24 protein-coding genes are annotated in these 23,224 nt (G+C 64.3%); 12 read left to right on the top strand and 12 right to left on the bottom strand.

Features of this window, described 5'->3' with window-relative positions:
- Positions 1 to 77: 77 nt before the first annotated feature.
- Together MU516_RS01885 and MU516_RS01880 are read left to right on the top strand one after the other, a co-directional pair.
- Positions 78 to 1,598, top strand: coding sequence for a leucyl aminopeptidase (locus MU516_RS01885; RefSeq protein WP_260275501.1), 1,521 nt, complete (start codon positions 78 to 80; stop codon positions 1,596 to 1,598).
- A gap of 172 nt (positions 1,599 to 1,770) precedes the next feature.
- Positions 1,771 to 2,223, top strand: a complete 453-nt coding sequence (locus MU516_RS01880; RefSeq protein ID WP_260275500.1) for a DNA polymerase III subunit chi — start codon at positions 1,771 to 1,773, stop codon at positions 2,221 to 2,223.
- A gap of 63 nt (positions 2,224 to 2,286) precedes the next feature.
- Here the strand turns inward: MU516_RS01880 and MU516_RS01875 are convergent, their stop codons facing one another.
- Positions 2,287 to 3,261 (bottom strand): SLAC1 anion channel family protein, encoded by a 975-nt coding sequence (locus MU516_RS01875; protein ID WP_260275499.1) that lies wholly within the window; start codon positions 3,259 to 3,261, stop codon positions 2,287 to 2,289.
- Positions 3,262 to 3,531: 270 nt separating this feature from the next.
- Between MU516_RS01875 and rpsF the strand changes: the two genes are divergently transcribed.
- From rpsF to MU516_RS01850, 5 genes are all read left to right on the top strand, one after another.
- Positions 3,532 to 3,894, top strand: a complete 363-nt coding sequence (gene rpsF, locus MU516_RS01870; RefSeq protein WP_209054622.1) for a 30S ribosomal protein S6 — start codon at positions 3,532 to 3,534, stop codon at positions 3,892 to 3,894.
- 13 nt (positions 3,895 to 3,907) lie between these two features.
- The gene (gene rpsR / locus MU516_RS01865; RefSeq protein WP_085867363.1) at positions 3,908 to 4,135 is read left to right on the top strand and encodes a 30S ribosomal protein S18; all 228 of its coding nucleotides are present in this window, start codon (positions 3,908 to 3,910) and stop codon (positions 4,133 to 4,135) included.
- Positions 4,136 to 4,147: 12 nt separating this feature from the next.
- Complete coding sequence (rplI, locus tag MU516_RS01860) at positions 4,148 to 4,744, top strand: 50S ribosomal protein L9 (RefSeq protein WP_260275498.1); 597 nt, start codon at positions 4,148 to 4,150, stop codon at positions 4,742 to 4,744.
- 223 nt (positions 4,745 to 4,967) lie between these two features.
- The gene (bmt, locus tag MU516_RS01855; RefSeq protein ID WP_260275497.1) at positions 4,968 to 5,969 is read left to right on the top strand and encodes a betaine--homocysteine S-methyltransferase; all 1,002 of its coding nucleotides are present in this window, start codon (positions 4,968 to 4,970) and stop codon (positions 5,967 to 5,969) included.
- 91 nt (positions 5,970 to 6,060) lie between these two features.
- Positions 6,061 to 6,426, top strand: a complete 366-nt coding sequence (locus MU516_RS01850) for a DUF983 domain-containing protein (RefSeq protein WP_260275496.1) — start codon at positions 6,061 to 6,063, stop codon at positions 6,424 to 6,426.
- Here MU516_RS01850 and MU516_RS01845 read toward each other — a convergent pair.
- Positions 6,423 to 7,520 carry a PA0069 family radical SAM protein gene (locus MU516_RS01845; RefSeq protein ID WP_260275736.1) on the bottom strand — a complete coding sequence of 366 codons (1,098 nt, stop codon included), beginning with the start codon at positions 7,518 to 7,520 and terminating at the stop codon, positions 6,423 to 6,425. The two genes, MU516_RS01850 and MU516_RS01845, sit on opposite strands and share 4 nt — an antisense overlap.
- Before the next feature lie 136 nt (positions 7,521 to 7,656).
- Here MU516_RS01845 and yghU point away from each other — a divergent pair, with 136 nt between their 5' ends.
- Complete coding sequence (gene yghU / locus MU516_RS01840) at positions 7,657 to 8,520, top strand: glutathione-dependent disulfide-bond oxidoreductase (RefSeq protein WP_260275495.1); 864 nt, start codon at positions 7,657 to 7,659, stop codon at positions 8,518 to 8,520.
- Positions 8,521 to 8,581: 61 nt separating this feature from the next.
- Here the strand turns inward: yghU and MU516_RS01835 are convergent, their stop codons facing one another.
- From MU516_RS01835 to phhA, 8 genes are all read right to left on the bottom strand, one after another.
- Entirely contained in the window at positions 8,582 to 9,826 is a 1,245-nt protein-coding gene (locus tag MU516_RS01835) for an AI-2E family transporter (protein WP_260275494.1), read from the bottom strand.
- 126 nt (positions 9,827 to 9,952) lie between these two features.
- Positions 9,953 to 11,179, bottom strand: a complete 1,227-nt coding sequence (locus MU516_RS01830; protein ID WP_260275493.1) for a saccharopine dehydrogenase family protein — start codon at positions 11,177 to 11,179, stop codon at positions 9,953 to 9,955.
- Positions 11,180 to 11,213: 34 nt separating this feature from the next.
- Positions 11,214 to 12,314, bottom strand: a complete 1,101-nt coding sequence (gene nspC / locus MU516_RS01825; RefSeq protein WP_260275492.1) for a carboxynorspermidine decarboxylase — start codon at positions 12,312 to 12,314, stop codon at positions 11,214 to 11,216.
- Between the two features lie 105 nt (positions 12,315 to 12,419).
- Positions 12,420 to 12,809 (bottom strand): hypothetical protein, encoded by a 390-nt coding sequence (locus MU516_RS01820; RefSeq protein ID WP_260275491.1) that lies wholly within the window; start codon positions 12,807 to 12,809, stop codon positions 12,420 to 12,422.
- 8 nt (positions 12,810 to 12,817) lie between these two features.
- Positions 12,818 to 13,603 carry a DUF6478 family protein gene (locus MU516_RS01815; RefSeq protein WP_260275490.1) on the bottom strand — a complete coding sequence of 262 codons (786 nt, stop codon included), beginning with the start codon at positions 13,601 to 13,603 and terminating at the stop codon, positions 12,818 to 12,820.
- A 6-nt stretch (positions 13,604 to 13,609) separates the two neighbouring features.
- Positions 13,610 to 15,343, bottom strand: a complete 1,734-nt coding sequence (gene ilvD, locus MU516_RS01810; RefSeq protein ID WP_260275489.1) for a dihydroxy-acid dehydratase — start codon at positions 15,341 to 15,343, stop codon at positions 13,610 to 13,612.
- A gap of 62 nt (positions 15,344 to 15,405) precedes the next feature.
- A complete protein-coding gene (locus tag MU516_RS01805; RefSeq protein WP_260275488.1) occupies positions 15,406 to 15,744 on the bottom strand; it encodes a 4a-hydroxytetrahydrobiopterin dehydratase in 339 nt (112 codons plus the stop codon).
- 10 nt (positions 15,745 to 15,754) lie between these two features.
- The gene (phhA, locus tag MU516_RS01800; protein WP_260275487.1) at positions 15,755 to 16,546 is read right to left on the bottom strand and encodes a phenylalanine 4-monooxygenase; all 792 of its coding nucleotides are present in this window, start codon (positions 16,544 to 16,546) and stop codon (positions 15,755 to 15,757) included.
- Between the two features lie 98 nt (positions 16,547 to 16,644).
- Here phhA and MU516_RS01795 point away from each other — a divergent pair, with 98 nt between their 5' ends.
- The gene (locus MU516_RS01795; RefSeq protein ID WP_260275486.1) at positions 16,645 to 17,127 is read left to right on the top strand and encodes an Lrp/AsnC family transcriptional regulator; all 483 of its coding nucleotides are present in this window, start codon (positions 16,645 to 16,647) and stop codon (positions 17,125 to 17,127) included.
- Here MU516_RS01795 and cls read toward each other — a convergent pair.
- Positions 17,122 to 18,549 carry a cardiolipin synthase gene (cls, locus tag MU516_RS01790; RefSeq protein WP_260275485.1) on the bottom strand — a complete coding sequence of 476 codons (1,428 nt, stop codon included), beginning with the start codon at positions 18,547 to 18,549 and terminating at the stop codon, positions 17,122 to 17,124. The genes MU516_RS01795 and cls overlap by 6 nt on opposite strands.
- An 88-nt stretch (positions 18,550 to 18,637) precedes the next feature.
- Here cls and accD point away from each other — a divergent pair, with 88 nt between their 5' ends.
- From accD to MU516_RS01775, 3 genes are all read left to right on the top strand, one after another.
- Positions 18,638 to 19,600, top strand: coding sequence for an acetyl-CoA carboxylase, carboxyltransferase subunit beta (gene accD / locus MU516_RS01785; protein WP_260275484.1), 963 nt, complete (start codon positions 18,638 to 18,640; stop codon positions 19,598 to 19,600).
- 59 nt (positions 19,601 to 19,659) lie between these two features.
- A complete protein-coding gene (locus tag MU516_RS01780) occupies positions 19,660 to 20,931 on the top strand; it encodes a bifunctional folylpolyglutamate synthase/dihydrofolate synthase (protein ID WP_260275735.1) in 1,272 nt (423 codons plus the stop codon).
- Between the two features lie 142 nt (positions 20,932 to 21,073).
- Entirely contained in the window at positions 21,074 to 21,991 is a 918-nt protein-coding gene (locus MU516_RS01775) for a Hint domain-containing protein (protein WP_260275483.1), read from the top strand.
- Between the two features lie 4 nt (positions 21,992 to 21,995).
- Here MU516_RS01775 and zapE read toward each other — a convergent pair whose 3' ends face one another.
- On the bottom strand, positions 21,996 to 23,129 hold the full coding sequence (gene zapE, locus MU516_RS01770) for a cell division protein ZapE (protein ID WP_260275482.1): 1,134 nt from the start codon (positions 23,127 to 23,129) through the stop codon (positions 21,996 to 21,998).
- Between the last annotated feature and the right edge of the window lie 95 nt (positions 23,130 to 23,224).

Below are 23,224 nucleotides of genomic sequence, written 5' to 3'. Positions count from 1 at the left end.
TAGCCGTTGGTGCGGCTCTGGAAAAGGCCCGGCAGCGGGTCTAGGGTCGGCGCCAACCAGATGTGAGGAGCGCGAAGATGACCCAGCCCGTGCAGATCAGCTTTACCGAAACCGCGACCGACGGACTTGCCGGGCACCAGGGGCGCATCGCGCTGATCGTGCCGTCGGGGGGCCGCCTGCCTTCGGGTCTGCCGCGCGCCGCCCGCGATGCCGCGCGCCGCGCGCTTGATTCCGGCGCCGGGCAAAAGCTGAAAGCCGGTGACTCGCTGGAACTGGCCTTCCCTGCGGGCATGACCGCCGAGGCGCTGCAACTGATCTCGCTGCCCGGCAATGCCAGCGTGGCCGAGGCTCGCAAGGCCGGGGCCGCGATCGGCGCCAAGCTGGGCAAGACCCATACGCTGGTGCTGGCAGGCGGACACAGGCGCGCGAACGACATCGCTCTGGGGATCGCGTTGCGCGGCTATGATTTCTCGGCCTATCGGACGGATGCGGGCAAGGACGACGACAGCGACGCAGGCGGCGACGGCGACGCCAAGGGATCGGATGCGGCGTCGGATCAGCCGCGCGTGACTTTCATGGCCAAATCACCCGAGGCGCTGGCCAAGGCGGCACAGGACGCCGCGGCAGTGGCCGAGGGGGTGTTCTTCACCCGCGATCTGGTCAACGAACCAGCCAATATCCTGACCACCACCGATTTCGCAGACCGCCTGCAGGCGATGGAGGAACTGGGCCTGACCGTCGAGGTGCTGGACGAAGATCAGCTGCGCGACCTGGGCATGCGCGCGCTGCTGGCCGTCGGACAGGGCAGCGCCGCGCCGTCCAAGGTGGTCGTGATGCGCTGGAACGGCGGCGACAAGGACGCCGCGCCGCTGGCGCTGGTCGGCAAGGGCGTGGTGTTCGATTCGGGCGGCATCTCGATCAAGCCCTCGGCGGGGATGGAAGAAATGACCATGGACATGGGCGGCGCGGGCGTCGTGGCGGGCGTGATGCGCACGCTGGCCCTGCGCCGCGCCAAGGCCAATGTGGTGGGTCTGGTCGGCCTGGTGGAAAACATGCCCGACGGGCTTGCACAGCGTCCCGGCGACATCGTGCGTTCGATGAAGGGCGACACGATCGAGGTCGTGAACACCGACGCCGAAGGCCGCCTCGTGCTGGCCGATGTGCTTTGGTATGCGCAGACCCGGTTCCAGCCGCGCGCCATCGTGGACCTGGCCACGCTGACCGGTGCGGTCATCGTCGCGCTGGGTCACGACAATGCCGGTGTCTTCTCGAATGACGACAAGCTGGCCGACGGCATCCTGTCGGCGGCGAAGGCCGAGGGCGAAGGCGCGTGGCGGCTGCCCCTGGGGCCGGGCTATGACAAGCTGATCAAGTCGCGGCTGGCCGACATGAAGAACAGTGGCGGTCGGGCGGCCGGGTCGATCACCGCGGCGCAGTTCCTTCAGCGCTTCATCCGCAAGGATCAGCCTTGGGCGCATCTGGACATCGCCGGAACCACGCTGCCGCCTTCGGCCACCCAGCTTGCGCCCAAGGGTGCGACCGGCTGGGGCGTGATGACGCTGGACCGGCTGGTGCGCGACCGGTTCGAGGACGAATGATCCGCGCAACGCGCGCAAGCGGTGTACGCGCTGTACACGCCCTGTGCACGCGCCGTGCACGCGCTGTGCGGCCTGATCGCCAGCGTTTGCAGGGCTTTGAACGGCGCGCCCCCCGCCTGCATGCACACGCAACGCACGCTGCTGTTGCGCAACATCCGGGTGGGCCGGGCTGATGGGCAACGTGCTGTTCTACCATCTCACCCGCCAGCCGGTCGAACGGCTGCTGCCGATGCTGATCGGCAAGTCGCTGAAGGCCGGCTGGCGGGTCGAACTGCGCGGCACCGATGCCGAACGGATGGATTGGCTGGACCGCGAATTGTGGCTGGCCGAGGGGTTTCAACCACATGGGCTTGCCGGCGGACCACATGACGCGCGCCAGCCGGTCCTTCTGACGCTGGCGGGCAGCCAGCAGGCCACGAATGACCCCGCCTGCCTGATGGCGCTGGATGGGGCCGAGGTCACCGCCGATGAGGTCACGGCGCTGCAACGCGCCTGCATCCTCTTCGACGGCGGCGATGCCTCGGCGGTCGATCGCGCGCGCCAGCAATGGAAGGCACTGACCAGCGGCGGAGCGGTGGCGGAATACTGGTCCGAAGAAGATGGAAACTGGCAACGCAAGCGTTAGGTCGGGCCGTCGTGATCCGACCTCGTGCGCACACCCAAAACCTTGGTCACGCATCAAAAACGGCTAGTCCGGCCGACAGACCTCGCCCGCCGCGATGGCGCGCGCGGTGCGCCACAGAAGCGCCGCGATGATCGCGACCAGCACACCCAACAGCGCCATCCCGATATCGCGGTGCATGTCGGACGACACGGTTTCGGCGTGCAGCAGGCTGGCCACCGACAGCGCCGCGACCGGAAAGCTCAGCGCCCAGAACGACAGCGCGAAGGGCAGCCGCAGGATCCGCGGCAATTGCGTGGCGACCAGCGCGGCAAACACATAGCCAAGGCTCAGCAGGATCTGCGCGAAGGCATCACCGCCGCCGGTCAGACGAACCCAGGCGATATAGGCCAGTGCGGGCGGCGCGATCAGGATGACCAGCGTCGGCTGCAACCGGCCCGGCAGCGGATCGTGAAAGATCAGCCGGTTGAACACCAGCGTCAGCAGCACGATCCAGAAGATCATCCCGGCCGAAAAGAACAGCCAGCTGGTCTCGGTCCAGCCAAGCTGCGCACCCGCGACCGGCACGATCACGTTGCCCACCGCCGGGATGAACCACGCCGGCGAGATATGGCCGTGTTGAAAGCTGCGCGCCCCGATCCAGCCCGAGATCACGGCCAGTGTCAACACCCCCTGCCCCAGCATGCCCACGACCCACATCGCCTGCGACAGCAATGGCAGAACCGGCAGCGCGGCAGTGGCAAGGATCAGCAGCGAGATCGTCATCGTGGGAAAGAACGCCAACCGGACCGGATGCTGCCACTCGGCCGCGACGCTGGCGGGGCGCAGCACCAGCTTGGCCAGATACAGGATCGACACGCCGACGAAGACCAGTGCGGTCAGCCCCAGCGCCGTAAGGAACATCGCGGACTGCACGCCAAAGCCCGCCCGCAACCCCAGCGCCAACCCGCCCAGCCCCATCGTCGTGGCGAAGAAGGTGATCGGGAAATGCGCCAGCCAGTCATCCGGCGCGGCGGCCTGTCCGGGAATTGATGCAACCATCGGTTTTGTCCTTCGGCAGGGGCAACGGTGCCGGTGCGGAACCAGATATCGCTTTTTCTGCATGTACATTCAATGCGAAGCCGCTAGGGATGGCCAGGATCAAAGGTCGCACCCGGCGGTGCGCACCCCCGAATCACCTTGCAACTGCAGCATTTGCCGCTATAAGGCCCCATCCTTCCGCCGAGTTATTGCAAATCGCGCAACCTCTCGTGGCGGGTGCGGAAGGTCTGATCCCGCCTATGAAGTGCGCCCGATGATGAAAGGATCGCCATGCCTCTGTACGAGCATGTGCTGATCGCCCGTCAGGACCTGTCTAACACGCAGGCCGAAGGGCTGATCGAACATTTCTCGACCGTTCTCGCCGATAACGGCGGCAAGGTCGTGGACAATGAGTACTGGGGTGTCCGCACCCTCGCCTACAAGATCAACAAGAACCGCAAGGGCCACTACGCCTTCCTGCGCACCGACGCCCCGTCGGACGCCGTCCAGGAGATGGAGCGACTGGCACGGCTGCATGACGACGTGATGCGCGTGATGACCATCAAGGTCGACGAGCATCAGGAAGGCCCTTCCGTGCAGATGCAGAAGCGCGAAGAACGTGGCGACCGCCGCGAACGCCGCGACCGGAACTGAGGAGATCTGAACCATGGCGAACAAACCGTTCTTCCGCCGTCGCAAGGTCTGCCCGTTCTCGGGCGAGAATGCGCCGAAGATCGACTACAAGGACACGCGTCTGCTGCAGCGTTACATTTCGGAACGCGGCAAGATCGTGCCGTCGCGCATCACCGCCGTCTCGGCCAAGAAGCAGCGTGAGCTGGCCCGCGCCATCAAGCGTGCCCGCTTCCTCGCCCTGCTGCCCTATGCCGTGAAGTAAGGAGGACAGAACATGCAAGTCATCCTGCTGGAACGCGTTTCCAAGCTGGGCCAGATGGGCGAAGTGGTGAAGGTGAAAGAGGGCTATGCCCGCAACTTCCTGCTGCCCCAAGGCAAGGCGCTGCGCGCCTCGGACGCGAATATCGCGGCATTCGAGGACCGCAAGGTGCAACTGGAAGCCCGCAACGCGGAATCCAAGGCCGAGGCCGAGAAGGTCGCGCAGAAACTTGACGGCGAAACCTTCGTCATCATCCGTTCGGCGTCCGATTCCGGTGCGCTTTACGGTTCTGTGACCACCCGCGACGTGGCAGATACCGCCACCGAGTCCGGCTTCACGATCGAGCGCAAGCAGATCGTGCTGGGCAACCCGATCAAGGAACTGGGCCTGCACACGGTCACCGTGGTCCTGCACCCCGAGGTCGAGGCCGAAATCACGCTGAACATCGCACGGTCCAACGAAGAGGCTGAACTGCAGGCGCAGGGCAAGTCGATCCAGGATCTGGCGGCCGAAGCGGATGCGGAAGCCGAGTTCGAGATTTCGGAACTGTTCGACGACATCGGTGGCGCGTCCTCGGACGACGATGGCGCCCCGGCCGACGATCGCAACTGATCCCGGCAAACCATGCCGAAAGATCTGGAACCGCGCCGGCCCTTGCCGGCGCGGTTTCCATTTGAGCCACCAGGATCAAGCCGCTTGTCGGCAGACCTGGCCCGCGTGTCTTTCCCCTGCATGTTGAAGCAGCATCCTCGGGGCCGGAGATGATAGGATTTGACGCGCTTGCCGTGCTGTGAGACAGCCCCGCAACCTGCAAGCGAACCGCCCGAGGATCACGATGCACGACGCCCTGACCCGCCTTCTTGCCGAACGCGACTGGCTGCTGGCCGATGGCGCAACGGGGACCGCGCTGTTCAACATGGGGCTTGCGGCGGGCGAGCCTGCGGAAATGTGGAACATCGACCGCCCCGATGCGATCCAGACCCTGTATCGCGGCGCGGTGGACGCGGGCGCCGACCTGTTCCTGACCAACAGCTTCGGCGGCAACGCCAGCCGTCTGCGGCTGCACGGCGCGCAGGGCCGCGTGGCGGAACTGAACCACGCCGCCGCGGAACTGGCACGCGAGGTTGCAGACACGGCACCACGCAAGCCTCTGGTCGCCGGCAGCATGGGCCCCACGGGCGAAATCATGGCCCCCCTGGGCGCCCTCAGCCACAATGCCGCGGTCGAGATGTTTCATCAGCAGGCCGATGCGCTGAAGCAGGGCGGGGCAGACCTGTTGTGGGTCGAGACGATCAGCGCGGTCGAGGAATTCCGCGCCGCCGCCGAGGCCGCGTTTCTGGTGGACATGCCATGGTGCGGGACGATGAGCTTCGACACCGCCGGGCGAACCATGATGGGTGTCGCCCCGGCGCAGCTTGCCGCGCTGGTCGAAAAACTGCCCAATCCGCCAATCGCCTTCGGGGCCAATTGCGGCTTGGGCGCGTCAGACCTTTTGCGAACCGTCACGGCGCTGCTGGCGTCCGGCAATGAACGCCCGCTGGTTGCCAAGGCCAATGCCGGGATCCCGCATTTCGAGGCCGGTCACGTCCAGTATGACGGGACGCCCGAACTGATGGCCGATTATGCCTGCCTGGCCCGCGATCTGGGTGTCAGGATCATCGGCGGATGTTGCGGCACCATGCCGCGGCATCTGCGCGCCATGCGCGAGGCGCTGGAAACCCGTCCACGCGGCGATCGTCCCACACTGGAAATGATCGCCGACCGCCTTGGCGGTTTCAGCTCGGGCAGCGACGGCGCCGATCGAGGCGGGACGACAAGCGGCCGCGGCAGACCCTGAGGTCATGCGCCCGTGTCAGTCCGCCGCATTCCAACTGCCAACTGGCGGCCCTAGCCATGGGGCATCTTCTTCAGGCACACGGGACGGACCGATGACCGAGACACGCGACGGCAAGACGGCGATCATGCGGGGACTGTTGAATCGTTGCCCGAACTGCGGCAAGGGCAAGCTGCTGCAAGGCTATCTGACGGTGCCGGCCGAGTGCGGAACATGTCACGCGCCCGTCGGCCGCTATCCCGCCGCAGACGGTCCCGCCTTCTTCGCGATGACCATCATGCTGTTGCTGCTGATCCCGCTGATCGGGTTCACATGGGTTCTGTTCCGCCCCAGCCCGGCGATGCTGCTGCTGATCACCGGGCTTGTCACCACAGTCATGACGCTGATCCTGCTGCGCCTCGTGAAGGGCGCCTTCATTGGCTATCTCTGGGCCAAGAACGAACAGGATCGCGGCGCCTAGAACAGCGACAACTGATCGCCGGACCGGGGCGGCGGTCCGAAGCGCGAACAATCCAGCGGCGCGAAGCCGTCACGGTATCCCAGCCGCTTCCGCGCCAGCCGGAATCGTTTCAGGGCCAATTCCGCCTCGATGCCCTCGCCACGGAAACGGCTGCCGAAACGCGGATCGTTGTCCCTGCCGCCGCGCATCGCCTGGACCCGGTTCATCACATGCGCGGCCATGCCGGGACGGTGGCGTTCCAACCAGTCCCTGAACAGCGGCGCGACCTCGTGGGGCAGGCGCAGCGGGATCATGCTGGCGGTGGTTGCGCCGGCCTCGTGCGCGGCGGTCAGAATACGCTCGATCTCGGGTTCGGTCAGCACCGGGATCACGGGCGCGACCATCACCCGCACCGGCACGCCAGCGCGCGAAAGCTCGCGGATCATCCGCAGCCGTGTCTGCGGCGTCGGAGCGCGCGGTTCCAGCGCGCGCGCAAGCTCGGCATCCAGCGTGGTGACGCTGATGCCCACCGCCGCCTGATCCTTGGCCGCCATTTCCGCCCACAGGTCCAGATCGCGCAGCACCGTCTGACCGCGCGTCACCAGTGTCGCGGGATGGTTCCAGTCGCGCAGCACCCGCAGGATGCCCGGCATGATCGCCAGCCGCGATTCAACCGGCTGGTAGGGATCGGTATTCGTGCCCAATGCGATCGGCGCCGGCTTGTAGGACGGCCGCGCCAGTTCACGTGCCAATAGCCGCGCGGCATCGGGCTTGGCGGTGATCTTCGTCTCGAAATCAAGGCCGGGCGACAGTCCCAGATAGGCGTGGCTTGGCCGCGCATAGCAATAGATGCAGCCATGTTCGCAGCCGCGATAGGGGTTGATCGAGCGATCGAAGGAAATATCGGGCGATGTGTTGCGCGTGATGATGCTGCGCGGTGTTTCCGAGACCACCTCGGTGCGCAACAGTGTGCTGTCTTCGGGAATGTCCCAGCCATCGGCTTCGCGCACGCGGCGATGCGTCTCGAACCGACCCTCGGGGCGCGTATCGGCGCCACGGGCCTTCAAGGTCTGGTCGGGATCACGGGGCGGCAACATGACGCCAGAATAGAACATATCAGGAACAAACGCCATCGATTCGCGACACTGGTGCATGGATGCACAGGGGATCTGCGGCTTGCAGATGTTGAAACCCGCGCGCGCCCCGCACATGTTTCCCAGGAACACGTCGAACAGGAACACAGGACAGGACATGAACGACACCTATATTCCGCCGAAGGTCTGGACATGGGAGACCAAGAACGGCGGCGAGTTCGCCAGCATCAACCGCCCCGTCGCGGGCCCGACCCATGACCGCGAACTGCCGGTCGGCAAGCATCCGCTGCAGTTGTATTCCCTCGCCACGCCGAACGGCCAGAAGGTCACGATCATGCTTGAAGAGCTGCTGGCGATCGGCAAGCCGGCAGAGTATGACGCCTGGCTGATCCGCATTGGCGATGGCGATCAGTTCGGCAGCGGCTTTGTCGAAGCGAACCCCAATTCGAAGATCCCGGCGCTGATGGATCATTCCGCCAACCCGCCCCGGCGGGTTTTCGAATCCGGTTCGATCCTGCTGTATCTGGCCGAAAAATTCGATGCATTCCTGCCGCACGATCCCGTGGCGCGGACCGAGACCCTGAACTGGCTGTTCTGGCAGATGGGCGCCGCGCCCTATCTGGGCGGCGGGTTCGGACATTTCTATCACTATGCGCCGGTCAAGATCGAATACGCCATCGACCGCTTCACGATGGAGGTCAAGCGGCAGCTTGACGTGCTGGACCGGCACCTTGCCGACCATCAGTTCATGGCGGGCGACAGCTATTCCATCGCGGATATGGCGATCTGGCCGTGGTACGGCCGCATGGTGAAGGGCGGCGTGTATGGTGATGCCGCGACCTTCATCGACGGCCCAAGCTATCGCAACGTCGCACGGTGGCAGGCCGAGATCGCGACCCGACCGGCAGTGCGTCGCGGCATCATGGTGAACAGCACATCAGGCGATCCCGCCAGCCAGCTGCACGAGCGCCACGACACGTCGGACTTTGACACCCGCACTCAGGACAAGCTGCAGGGGTGACACACCGCGTGGCGGCGGCATGGGATGGGGACATCGCGCATCGCCGAACGGCGCAGCAGGCTCAGCCGTCTCGGTTGCCGTGCCCCATCAGGTCCGCGGTCGCCGCGCGGGCCGAGGCCTCGTCCTCGGCCCCTGCGCCCCGTTCGACGATCTCGCGGGCGTCTTCCTCTTCATCATCCTCGATCGACGGCGGCTCGTCTCCGGCAAGGAAGTTGCCGAACTTCTCCCACCCCGGAACATGTTCGGCCAGCACCCGCAGGACCACCAGCACCGGCACCGCGATCACCATGCCAAGGACCGACCACAGCCACGCCCACAGCGCCACGGCAAGAAACACCACGACTGTGTTCATCTGCAAGCGGCGCGACACGAAATAAGGGGTGATCAGCTGCCCTTCAAGCGAGGTCAGCATCAGATATGTTCCCGCGACCATGGCCGGCCAGAACAGGCCCTCCATCACGACCAGCGCCACGATCGCGGCGATCCCCACACCCGCGATCGCGCCCAGATACGGAATGAAGTTCAGCACGAATGCGCCAAGCCCGAACAGCAGCGCCCCCGGCATTCCCCATGCCCACATCGCCAACCCGATGCTGAGACCCAGGCACGCGTTGATGACGGTGATCGCACCCAGATAGCTGCCAAGCGAATCCTCGATCTCGCGCAGGGCCAGATAGGCACTGCGCTTTTCGCGCATGCTGTCGAAGCTTTGCACGATCTTCAGATACAGAAGATCGCCCGAGGCGATCATGAAGAACATCAGGATCAGTGTGAAGACGACCTGCGCCAGAAGCTGAGGTGTCAGCTTCACCACCGTCTCGAAGGTAGATTCTCCGTCCTCCTCGACCTTGATCGTCGCGGCTTCGCTTGCGTCTTCCGCTTCAACGGTCTGTGCCTCGTCGATCTTCTGGGCGGCCTGTCGGAAATCCTGCATCGACTCGCGGACCCGCTGAAACTTCTGCTCAAGCTGGGTACTGATCGTCGGGATGTGCTGGGACGCACGGTTGATCGGGCCGCTGGCGGCATAGGCCAGCGCCGCCACCAGCGTCAGGATGGTCAGCGTGACCACCGCGGCGGTCAGCGCATCGGGGATGCCGCGACGCCGCGCGAACCGACGCAGCGGGGTGAACACAAAGAACAGCAGGATCGCCATGGTGACCGGCATCAGGAAATCCCGCGCGGCCGCGATGGCGGCGAAGGCGAGGATCAGAAAAATGCCGATGACGGCCCAGTTTGCGATCCGACTGCTGCTTACGCCCTGTCCGCCGCCAAAGCGCGGAAAAATGTGCCCTTCCCGACCGGCCATGATGTCCCCCCATAAGCGCCCCGCGAATATCGCGAACAGACGCTGCGCAAGAACGCGAAGGGCGAACCGATCGTTCCGGTTCGCCCCCAAGACTTGCTGATTGTCAATCGCGCGGAGGCGGCGATCCTACAGGGGATGGTCGCCGGTCGCGTCGATGACGCGGGTGGGCAGGCCCATTTCGCCCAGAAGCCCAAGGAAAGGCCGCGCCGGCAGATCCTCGACATTCACCATCTTCTTGATGTCCCAAGTGCCCCGCGCGATCAGGATGGCTGCTGCAACCGGCGGCACACCGGCGGTATAGCTGATCCCCTGACTGCCGACTTCGCTATAGGCATCCTTGTGATCGGCGACGTTATAGACGAAGACCTCGCCTTCCTTGCCGTCCAGGCTGCCCTTGACCAGATCACCGATGCAGGTCTTGCCGGTATAGTCGGGCGCAAGGCTGGCGGGATCCGGCAGCACGGCCTTGACGACCTTCAGCGGCACGACTTCCTGCCCCTCGGCGGTCTTGACTGGATGTTCGGACAGCAGGCCCAGATTCTGCAGAACCGTGAAGACGTTGATGTAGTGATCGCCGAATCCCATCCAGAACCGAACATCCGCATCCTTGTAGCGTGCCGACAGGCTGTGCACCTCGTCATGGCCCGACAGATAGGCGGTGCGCTTGCCGACAACGGGCAGATCCCATTCGCGACCTACCTCGAACATCTTGTTCTCGCGCCATTCGCCGCCCTGCCACGAATACACCGTGCCGGTAAATTCTCGGAAATTGATCTCGGGATCGAAATTGGTGGCGAACCAGCGGCCGTGGCTGCCGGCATTGATGTCCACGATATCCACCGAATCGATCTTGTCGAAATACTCATCTTCGGCAAGGCGGGCATAGGCGTTCACCACGCCCGGATCAAAGCCCGCACCCAGAATTGCCGTGATGCCTGCCTTGGCAACGTCATCGCGACGCTTCCATTCATAGTTCGCGTACCATGGCGGAGTTTCGCAGACCTTCGCAGGGTCTTCGTGGATCGCCGTGTCGATATAGGCGGCGCCGGCGCGAATGCATCCTTCCAGCACGCTCATGTTGATGAAAGCGGTGCCTACGTTGATGACGATCTTCGCATCCGTCTTCCCGATCAGCGCCTCGACGGCAGCCGGGTCCATCGCGTCCAGCGCGTGGCTGGTGAAGGGCATCTTGTGGCCCTTTTCGCGAAGGCTGTCGATGATTGCATCGGCCTTTGCCTTGGTGCGGTTGGCGATATGCAGATCGCCGAATTCGTCCGCCCATTGCGCGACCTTGTGCGCGGACACTTGCGCGACGCCACCCGCGCCGATGATCAGGATATTCTTCTTGGCCAATTCTGACTCCTTTCACAGGGGAAAGATGGGCGCCTTAGGACAGGCTGGATTTGTAGTCATCATACGAGAAACTGCGAACGGTCCGGATGCTGCCATCCTCTTCGCGGATGGCGATGCTTGGCATGGCGACGCCATTGAACCAGTTCTTCTTCACCATCGTATAACCCGCCGCATCCGCGATGCTGATCCGATCGCCGATCCGCAGGGGCTGGGCGAAACGTGCATCACCGAAGATGTCGCCCGCAAGGCAGGTCTTGCCGGCGATCTGGTATTCATGGCTGCCGTCCTGCGGTAGCTTGGCGGTTTCGCGATAGATCAGCAGGTCCAGCATATGCGCCTCGATGCTGCTATCCACGATGGCGACCTGCTTGCCGTTATCTATCAGGTCCAGCACGCTGACCTGCAGCGTGGTGGATTTCGTGATGCTGGCCTCGCCGGGTTCGAGATAAACTTGGACACCATGCTTCTGGCTGAAGGCCGCCAACCGGTCTGCCAATCTGTCCAGCGGATATCCCTCGCCGGTGAAATGGATGCCGCCGCCAAGGCTGACCCAGTCCAGCTTTTGCAGGATGTCCCCGAACTCGGTCTCGATCCTTGTCAACTGATGGTCGAACAGATCGAAATCACCGTTCTCGCAATTATAGTGGATCATCACGCCGCTGATCCGGTCCATCGCCGCGTCCAGCCGCGCGATGTCCCATTCTCCCAACCGGCTGAAGGGTCGCGCCGGGTCCGCCAGATCGAACCCGCTGGTCGAAAAACGGGGGTTCAGGCGCAGCCCGCGCGTGATGCCGGCCGCCTTGTCGCCAAAGCGGTCAAGCTGGCCCAGGCTGTTGAAGATGATCTTGTCGGCATAGGAAACCGCCTCGTCGATCTCGTGATCCGCCCAAGCGACTGAATAGGCGTGGGTTTCCTTGCCGAATTCCTCGTGCCCAAGCCGCAATTCGAACAACGACGAAGACGTGGTGCCGTCCATGTAGTCCCGCATGAAATCGAAAACCGACCATGTCGCGAAACATTTCAGCGCCAGCAGGGCCTTGGCGCCTGATCGTTCGCGCAGTCGGGCGACTTTTTCCATGTTGCCGCGCAGCAGGGATTTGTCGATCAGATAGCAAGGCGTTTGCGGGTGGGTCATGCGGTTCCTTGGTGCGAGGACGGTGGACACAAGGGCGAAGGGGTCGATATAGCGACGCCGACCACTTTTCGCAAGAAACGGTAACGGACGCATGACGTCGTGCGGTCAGCCCTGCGCCTCAAAGGCGAAACGCCTGAACTCCCGCTTCAGAAGCTCCATCTCGGCGCGCAAAGCCGAAAGCTCGGCCACCAGATCCTGATCCAACGGCTTGCCGGTGACCAGTGACTGATGGTGCAGATGGATCGCGTCGGCACCAACCGGATCACCGGGCCCACCCTGATCGGCCACCAGCACCAACGTCACGATGCCGTCCGAGATCAGCGACCCAGGCAAGTCCACCCGGACCTGATGACCGCCGTCGGCGTCGTCGGCCAAAGCGGCTTCGGCGATGACTTCGCCCATACAGGTCACACAGACCCGCGCGGGGGGCGGCATGTCGCGCAGCCGCCCGCTCCAGACGCCACCCTTGATCCCGTGATTGTCGAAAACCGGCATGATCGTCCTTATATCTCTGCCCTTGGATGACGCGACAGGACCGCATCGCTTATCGTGACGGCATTCATGTAGGGCGCCTCGAACAGCAGGTCCAGCCAGACCTTGTCCACCGGGCGCTGCGACAGGTCCGCATATCCCAGATCGAATTCCGCCTCGCGCGTGCAGTCGCGGCCTTCAATGGGATGGCCAAGCTGGCGCAAGATGGTTTCGGTGTTCGGCCCCTGCGCGATATTCAGCCGTCCATAAATCTTGATCGCCCTTTCCGAATGCAGCTTGATGTCCAGCCGAACAATATGATTCCGGCTGAACCGGTCCCGGAATTCGGGCGGTATGGCAAGTGACAGGGCAAGATAGCTGCCCGAGAATCCCAGCATCTCCAGCGTCAGGGAATAGGGCGACAGATCGGTTGCGCGGCGATTGCGGCGCTGACACAGGATCAGCGCCCGATGGCGGCAGTCATGAAACAGCGTGACATCATCGCCCAACATCTGGCCGTCTTGCGGGGCGGACAGGGTGTCGGGCATCATCCGGCCGCGCAGCATCATGGGGCACCAGTGCCAGTCTGTACCCGGCGGCAGGTCGATCAGATAGGCGTTGCTGCCCCCGCGGGGCAGGCGCGCATCCGACAACTGCAGAAACCGCGTCAGGGACCGATGCAGTTCCACAGCCTCGTCGCGGATCTCGGGCGGCGGGACACGGTTGCTTTTCCCAAGCGCGGCGGCCTGCGCCGCCCATTGCCGCGCAACCCTTTCACGGATGTGCCGTGACAGCCAGTTCTGGGATCGCCCTACCATCCTGCGTCACTGATCCATGTAGATATGCGTTTCCTTCGCAGCACCGGGATGGGTCACCGCGCCCCAGCGGGCACCGCCTACAAGCTGCGCGTATTTCCACAACGCGCCCGACGCATAATCGGTCTTGCGCGCTCCCGCCCACTCGGCCTTGCGCGCGGCAAGCTGTTCCTCGGACAGATCCACGCTGATCTCGCCCCTGACCGCGTCTATGGTGATGACGTCGCCGGTCTCCAGCAGCGCGATCGGTCCGCCATGCGCGGCTTCGGGTCCGACATGGCCGACGCAGAAACCGCGGGTTGCGCCCGAAAAGCGGCCATCGGTGATCAGCGCGACCTTCTTGCCCATGCCCTGCCCCGACAGCGCAGCGGTGGTGGCCAGCATCTCTCGCATGCCGGGGCCGCCTGCCGGGCCTTCATTGCGAATGACGATCACCTCGCCCTCGCGATACTCGCGGCGCTGGACGGCGGCAAAGGCCTCTTCCTCGCTTTCGAAAACCCGCGCCGGTCCGCTAAAGACCTGATCCTCGGCCTTGATCCCGGCGACCTTCACGATAGCGCCGTCAGGGGCCAGATTGCCCTTCAGACCGACGACGCCGCCGGTCTGCGACAGCGGCGTGGCGACCGGATGAATCACCTTGCCGTCCACCTCGCGATCGACCAGGTCCAGTTCCTCGCCGATGGTCCGGCCGGTCGCGGTGATGCAGTCCTCGTGGATCAGCCCGGCCCGGCGCAGTTCGCGCATCACGACCGGCACGCCACCGGCTTCGTACAGATCCTTGGCGACATATTCGCCGCCCGGCCGCAGATTCACGAAATAGGGCGTATCCCGGAAGATGTCGCAGACATCGAACAGGTCGAAATCGATCCCCGCCTCGTGCGCGATGGCCGGAAGGTGCAGCCCGCCATTGGTCGACCCGCCCGTGCAGGCCACGACGCGGGCGGCGTTTTCCAGAGATTTGCGCGTCACCACGTCGCGCGCGCGGATGTTCTTCTCGATCAGCCGCATCACCGCCTCGCCCGAGGCCATGCCGTACTGATCGCGGGATTCGTAGGGCGCCGGCGCCCCCGACGAGTTGGGCAGCGCCAGCCCGATCGCCTCGCTGACACAGGCCATCGTGTTGGCGGTATATTGCCCGCCGCAGGCCCCGGCACTGGGACAGGCGACGCGTTCCAGAATGTCCAGTTCCGCATCCGTCATGTTGCCGGCCTGATGCTGGCCCACGGCCTCGAACACGTCCTGCACGACGACGTCGCGCCCGTTCAGCTTGCCCGGCAGGATGGACCCGCCATAGATGAAGACCGACGGCACGTTCAGCCGCACCATCGCCATCATCATGCCGGGCAGCGACTTGTCGCAGCCCGCCAGCCCCACCAGCGCGTCATAGCAATGTCCGCGCATGGTCAGTTCGACCGTGTCGGCGATCGCGTCACGGCTGGCAAGGCTTGACCGCATCCCCTCGTGCCCCATGGCGATGCCGTCGGTCACGGTGATGGTGGTGAATTCGCGCGGACAGCCGCCGCCCTTCTTGACGCCCTGCTTGACCGACTGGGCCTGGCGATTCAGGGCGATGTTGCAGGGCGCGGCCTCGTTCCAGCAGGTGGCCACACCGACCCATGGGCTGTGGATTTCCTCTTCGGAAACCCCCATCGCGTAGAAATAGCTGCGATGCGGCGCGCGGGCCGGCCCCTCGGTGACATGGCGGCTGGGAAGCCTGGATTTGTCGAAACGAGCGTTCTTCATCTTGTCCCCCCGGTGGCTGCGGTACCCTTGGGATAAACCGCGCCATCCCGAGGGACAAGCAGTCAGGCGACCAGTGCGTCCAGCCTGGCCGCGCAGATGAAGTCGTTTTCGGTCAGCCCGCCTGCCTCATGCGTGGTGAACGTGATCTGGCAATAGCCGAAGCCGAAGGCGATGTCGGGGTGATGGCCCTGCTTGTTGCCCAGCCACGCGGCCAGATTGGCCATCTCGACGGCCTTCAAAAATCCCTTGAAATCGAACCGGCGCTTGATCGAGGTCGCGCCATCGGAAAGCTGCCAGCCGTCAAGCTGGTCCATCATCTTCGCGGCCTCGTCGGCGCCATAGGGCGCGACCCCACCCCTGCAGGGCTCGCAGGTCTTGTCGGCCAGATCACAGGTGGTCATGTCTTCCTCCTTAAGCGGCGTCCTTGGGCGGATATTTGGGGTCATGCAGCCCCAGAGACCGCGCCTGCCGAATATCCTCCAGCAAATCGCGCTTTGCCGCCGCAAACAAGTCGTCCAGATTGTCGATCACGAAATAGACCGGCTGATGAATGTCGATCCGGTAGGGCGTGCGCAGGATGTCGATGACATCGAAAGGCCGATGCTCGGCCTGATCCGACAGCGACCACGGCAATTCGGTGACCGAACTTGCCAGACCCGACCCCAGTGCCTTCAACTGGCCGTCTTGGTGCATCAGCCCGAACTCGATGGAAAACCAGTAAAGCCGGATCAGCCAGCTGAAATCGGCCTTGTCGCAGCGCGTCCCGGCCTCGCCGATGGCCTGGCTGAACGCGGCGAAGGCGGGATCGGTCAGCAGGGGCGTGTGGCCGAAGATCTCGTGAAAGATGTCGGGCTCTTCGATATAATCGAAATGCTTGCGCTTGCGGATGAAGCTGGCGGCGGGAAAAGTGCGGTTGGCCAGCATGCCGAAAAACTTGCCAAAGCCGATCAGTGCGGGCACCGGCTCGACCCGCCATCCCGTCAGATCGCCAAGCCGGGCAGAGATTTCAGGACATTGCGGCACGCGATCGATGGGCATGTCCAGCAGATCCAGCCCGCGCAGATAAGGACGCGCCATGTGTTGCCGCACTGCGGGCAACTGGCGGGTGATCAGGTCATGCCAGACCATGTCCTCCTGGGCGTCATAGGCGATGAAACCGTCGGCGTCGGGTGTCTTGGCCTCGTATTCGGTCGATTTGGGCATGTTCTCATCCTCCTTGAGCCTAATTTTACCGCGAGACACTGGAAAATCTTGCCGAAGACGCGCGATATCGTCATTCTGCAGGCAGGATTTTCCGCGAAATGAACGCATCCGGCAAAAACATGCCCGAACTTGACGACACGGACCGGCGTATTCTGCGCTTGCTGCAACAGGACAGCACACTGTCCACGCAGGCGCTTGCCGAAAAGGCGGGGCTGTCCGCTTCGCCCGCATGGCGTCGGGTGCGCCGGATGATCGAAAGCGGCATGATCCGGCGACAGGTGGCACTGATCGATCCGGCGCAGGCGGGCCTGCACGCGATGGCCTATGTGCAGGTCTCGTTGCTGGATCATACCGAACAATCGCTGGCCCGGTTCGATCGTTTCGTGCAGACAGAAGACCAGATCATCGAATGCGCCACCATCACGGGCACCTCGGATTATCACATGAAGATCATCGCGCCCGATCCGGAGGGCCTGGAGGACTTCATCATGCGCCGCCTGCTGGCTCTGGGCATCGTCCGCGGAACGGTGACGAATTTCGTGCTGCGCCAGACGAAATACACGACCGCGATGCCGCTATAGCAGCGGTGAAGCCAGGGCCAGCAGGTTGTTTCTCAGCCGCCGCAGCAAACTCCAGTTGCGCACCTCATCCAGCGTCAGTTCGCGGGCGCGGTCCACATAGCTGGCCTGCCGCGCGTCGATCCGGGCGATCAGCGCCTCGTCGAACAGCGCCATGTTGACCTCGTAGTTCAGCTCGAAGCTGCGGCGGTCCAGATTGGCGCTGCCGACCATCGCCATGCGCCCGTCCACGGTCATGATCTTTGCGTGCAGCAGGCCTGGCTGGAACAGCTGCAGCCGCACGCCCGCCGCCAGAAGCCCGTAGTAGAATCCCTCGCTGGTCGCGCCGACCACGAAGGAATCGTTGCGCGCGGGCAGGATCATCGTCACCTCGACACCACGCCGCGCCGCCGCGCGGATGGCGGCGTCCAGTGCCGCGTCAGGGACGTAGTAGGGCGTGGTAATGACCACGCGGTGCCGCGCCGCATGCAGCATGCCGCACAGACAGTCCGATATGCTGCCCGCCCGCCGGTCCGGCCCCGTCGCCACGATCTGCGCGGCGACGCCCGGCTCGTCGACGCCATCGACCAGTTGCAGCATGTCGCCCAGATCGCGGCCCGTGTAACTCATCCAGTCGCCCAGAAAGACCGACTGCAACTGCCGGACCGCCGGACCCTCGACAGCAAACAGCACATCGACCCAGGGCGCGAAGCGCGGCTTGATCGCGAATGCCATGTCGGCGCAGTTCCGGCTGCCGGTGAACGCGATGCGGTTGTCCACGACCAGGATCTTGCGGTGATTGCGCAGATCAAGCCTGCGGAACAGCACGCTGATGAATGGCAGACCCCAGGGGAAGGCCGTGACGCATTCCACCCCGGCGTCCTGCAACTGCCGCCAATAGGCCGACCGCACCAATCCGCGCGATCCAAGCGCATCGACGATCACCCGGCAGGCGACACCGCGACGCGCCGCCCGCTCGACAGCCTCGGCCACCTTTGCGCCGCTGTGATCGGGCAACCAGATATAGAAAAGGATGTGAACATGATCGCGGGCCTGGTCGATTGCCTGGACCAAGCTGTCCACCGCATCATCGCTTTCCTCCAGAAGCCGGATACGGTTGCCTTGCAGCGCGTCCATGCCCCCGACTGCCGCGTTTGCCGCGACCACCGGCCGCGCGAAATTGGGCGGATCGGCAAGAAGGTCGGGGCTGGGCGTGCGCAGCCCGGTCAGCCGGTCACGCACATCGGCCATGCGCTGCACCTCGGCCTGGTTCATGCGAACCTCTCCGAACAGCAGGTAGGCGACGATCCCGGCCAGCGGCACCGCCTCGATCACCATAATCCAGGCCAGCCGCACGGACGGGTCCAGCCGCGGCCGGATCAGCACCCGTGCGATGAACCCCAGCGTCAGCGTCGTATGCAAAAGGATCAGAAAGGATGCCCACATGTCCCGCATCATTCCTGCCCGCCGCGACAATTGCAATTCCCCCCCGCGCGGCCTATCTGGGGGCCTGACACAGTCAGGGACACCCGCGATGAACTGGATCACGAACTATGTCCGCCCGCGCATCAACTCGTTGTTCTCGCGCCGCGAAGTGCCCGAGAACTTGTGGACGAAATGTCCCGAATGCGGGACCATGCTGTTCCACCGGGAACTGTCCGACAATCTGAACGTCTGCACCAATTGCGATCACCACCTGGCGATCACCCCGCGCGACCGTTTTGCCGCGCTGTTCGATGGTGGCGCCTTTGTCGAGGTCAAGGTGCCCGATCCCGTCGCCGACCCGCTGCAGTTCCGCGATCAGAAGAAATATCCCGACCGGATGCGTGCCGCGCAGAAATCCACCGGCGAGAAAGAGGCGATGCTGGTCGCCGAAGGCGAGATCGGGCGCACCCCGATCGTGGCCGCCGCGCAGGATTTCGGCTTCATGGCCGGCTCGATGGGCATGTATGTCGGAAACGCCATCATCGCCGCGGCAGAGCGCGCCACAAAGCTGAAACGTCCTTTGGTACTGTTCTCGGCCGCCGGCGGCGCACGGATGCAAGAGGGCATTCTCAGTCTGATGCAGATGCCGCGCACCACCGTCGCCGTCGAGATGCTGCGCGAGGCTGGTCTGCCCTATATCGTCGTGCTGACCCACCCGACCACGGGCGGGGTGACCGCGTCCTACGCCATGCTGGGCGACATCCAGATCGCCGAACCGAACGCGCTGATCTGCTTTGCTGGACCGCGCGTGATCGAGCAGACCATTCGCGAGAAACTGCCCGAGGGATTTCAGCGTGCCGAATACCTGCTGGAACACGGCATGCTGGACCGGGTGACGCACCGCACCAAGCTGCGCGACGAGCTGGTATCGATCCTGCGCATGATGGGCCGGATGCCCGCGCCGACAAAGGCCGATCTGCCCGCGCCGACGCCCACCGCCCCGGCGATCGAGGCGACGCCCGACCCGGCCGCCCCCGAGCCCGCGCCGGCCAAGGCACCGAAATCCTCCTGACGGCGTCTCACTTGTCCAATTATCCCGGAGGTCCGGGGCTGGCCCCCGGCTGTTCGCAGATGAGCCATTCCGACGCCATCCTCGACCGCCTCATGTCGTTGCACCCCAAGGTGATCGACCTGTCGCTGGACCGAATGCACCGTATCCTTGAGGCGCTTGGCAATCCGCAGCACCGGATTCCGCCGGTCGTTCATATTGCGGGCACCAACGGCAAGGGCAGCACCCAAGCGATGATCCGGGCAGGGCTGGAAGCTGGCGGCGCCAGTGTCCATGCCTATACCTCGCCCCATCTGGCCCGTTTCCACGAACGCATCCGCGTCGCAGGCGATCTGATCGCCGAGCCCGATCTGGCCGCCGCGCTGGAGGAATGCGAGGCTGCAAACGACGGCCAGCCGATCACCTTCTTCGAGATCACGACAGCGGCGGCATTTCTGGCGTTCTCCCGCACGCCTGCGGATTACACCCTGCTTGAGGTCGGACTTGGCGGCCGGCTGGACGCAACCAACGTGATCGATACGCCAGAACTGACCGTCATCACGCCGGTCAGCATCGATCACACGCAATATCTGGGCGAGACGCTGCCGCTGATCGCCGCCGAAAAGGCAGGCATCATCAAACCCCGCGTGACATGTGTGGTCGGACCGCAACAGGACGACGCACTGCGCGTGATCGAGGCGCGGGCCTCTGGGCTGACCGCACCGATCTTCGCCTTTGGCCAGCACTGGATGGCCGCACCCGACCGGGACGGGATGATCTATCAGGATGACCACGGTCTTTGGGATCTGCCACGGCCCGGACTGATTGGCGCACACCAGATCCAGAATGCGGGGGTCGCGCTGGCCGCGCTGCGGCAGTTGGGTGCCAGCCACGCGCAGGCCCGCGCCGCCGTCACCCGCGCAGACTGGCCCGCGCGGATGCAGCGCCTTGTCCGCGGCCCCCTGTTCGATACCGCAGGGGACCAGGCCGAACTGTGGCTTGATGGTGGCCATAACCCGGCGGGCGGGCAGGCACTTGCGGCGACACTGGCCGACCTGCCGACGCGTCCGACCCATCTGGTCTGTGGGATGCTGAACACCAAGGACATAGATGGCTATCTGCGCGCCTTGGCCCCCCATGCCGACAGCCTGACCGCGATCGACATTCCCGGCGAACCGAACACCCTGCCCGCGACCCAGACGGCACGCGCGGCGGATGCGGTCGGGATGGATGCCATGACCGCCTCAGGCGCCGACGAGGCGATCCGGCTGATCGTTGGCAGAACGCCACGCGCCCGGATCCTGATTTGCGGATCGCTGTATCTTGCCGGCAGGATCCTGCGCGACAACGGCTGACGACCACCCGCAACCTTACGTTGTCTTTTTGGTCAGGTAACCGCTTGGAACCGCGAAATATGCTTCGTATGGGAAATACTACCGACTAGGAGGAATTCATCTTTGTAGATATTTTAGCCGGTGGTTATTCGAGTGCCCCGCCATGCCAGCCGTTTCAATTACGCTGTTCCAGACCCCAGTTTCAGAAGGTGTCGCATCTGCGGATTCGACCCGCATCGCGCTGACGTTCAATGACCTGAACCACGATGACATCATCAACAGCACGGAATGGCAAAGCCACACGGGCAACCTGAGCGGCCAGATCCCGGGCGACACCGGTCCGGTCAGCCTGTGGGACGGTGATACGGAAAGTCGGGACAGCGGCCGCACCGGAACGCTTTACACGTCAACACCCCTTCGTGGCGGCGACAGTGTGTCGGCACTGATCGACAATACCCGGTTGTCGAACGTCCGACCCACCGTCGCGGCACTGAATGTCTGTTTTCTGGCCGGCACGATGATCGAAACCCCATCCGGCGAAGTGCCGGTCGAAATGCTGCGACCGGGCGACATGGTCCTGACGCGCGACCACGGCGCGCAGCCTCTGGTCTGGACCCACGCAACGCGCGTCACCTCCGCGCATCTTGATCTTGCGCCAAACAAGCGTCCGGTGCGGATCGAGGCGGGCGCGCTTGGGGACGGGCTGCCGCGGCGCGATGTCGATGTCTCGCCGCAGCATCGGGTTCTTGTGACAGACGCTGAAGGCACCGAATATCTGATCTCGGCCCGGCATCTGATGATGGCGGGCACTCCCGGTGTCGCGTTGCGTCCGTCGGAAGGTGATTTTCAGCTTGTCCACATTGCCTTCGGCGATCACGAGGTGGTCGTTGCCGAAGGGTCGCCGATGGAATCGTTCTACACCGGCAAGATGGCCGTGCGGGCGCTGTCCGTGCCGCAGCGACTTAGCCTGATCGCCTGCTTTCCCTGCATCGCTGACGGCGACAATCCGATGAGTCCGGCACGCCCGTTCATCAAGCACTGGGAATACGCGCGCATCCGCGCAGCGTTCACCGCGGAATGACCCTTCAGCCCTGATCGGGCGGCTGCGTCCCCCAACCGGCGTCCTGCATTTCGCGCAGACGACTGGCTGTGCGTTCGAACTCGAAGCTTCCTTCGCCTTCGTTGTAAAGCTGCTCGGGTTCGTCCGCCGCACTGGCGATCAGCCGCACCTTAGCCTCGTAGATCGCGTCGATCAGGGTCACGAAGCGCTTCGCCTCGTTATAGTTCGACATCGACAGGCGCGGAATGCCATCGATCATCAGCACATGAACCTCGCGCGCCAGCGCAAGGTAGTCGGCCGGTCCCAGCGGACGCCCGCACAGTTCCCAGAACCCGGATCGGCCAACCCCGTTCGCGAAAGCGGGCAGTTCCACCTGCCGTCCGCGGACCGCGACCTGATGCGGCTCGGGCGCGGCACCGGATGTCAGGTCGTCCCAGATCGCGTCCATCGCCGCGCGCGCCTCGGCATCGGCGGGGGTGAACCAGACCTGTCCACCACCCACACGTCCCTGCCTGTGATCGGTCTCGCTGTCCAGGCAGACGGTCTGCATCCGTTGACGGATCAGGTCGATGAACGGCAGGAAAAGCTGCCTGTTCAGCCCATGCTTGTACAGATCCTCGGGCTTCCGGTTCGAGGTGGTGACGACGACGACGCCCTGATCGAACAGGACCTGAAACAAGCGGCCCACGATCATGGCATCGGCGATGTCGGTGATCTGCATCTCGTCGAAGCACAGCAGCCGGACCTGCCGGGCCACCTCCATGGCCACTGGCTTTACCGCATCCTGTTCGTGCCGCTTGCGCGCGGCCTCAAGCCCGGCCTGGATCTCTTGCATGAACTCGTGGAAATGAACCCGTCTCGTGCGCGCGCGATCCGGTGCCGCCTCGGCCATCAGGTCCATCAGCATAGACTTGCCGCGCCCGACGCCACCCCACAGATACAGCCCCTGCGCGCCGGGCTTCGGGCTGGCGGGCGCCGTGTTGCCGACACCAAGGAACGCCCGCCATGCGGAACGTGGCTTTTCCGGTGCCGCATCGGGCGCAGCCGCCAGGTCATCCAACACCCGGTCCAGATCCGGCAGGACGGCCTCTTGCGCCGCGTCTGACTGGATCCGCCCCTCGGAAACGCGCTGATTGTAAAGTTCGCTGACCTTGCCCATCCTCAGGCAAGTGCCACAGGCGCCAAGCCCGCCGCAAGATGGCATCGCGTCGGCTTGACCCTTACCCCAAGCCGTTGTCACCTGCGCGCATCACA

This window comes from Paracoccus maritimus, assembly GCF_025195095.1.
Taxonomy (GTDB): Bacteria; Pseudomonadota; Alphaproteobacteria; order Rhodobacterales; family Rhodobacteraceae; genus Paracoccus; species Paracoccus maritimus.
This window is presented reverse-complemented; position numbering and strand designations above follow the sequence as displayed.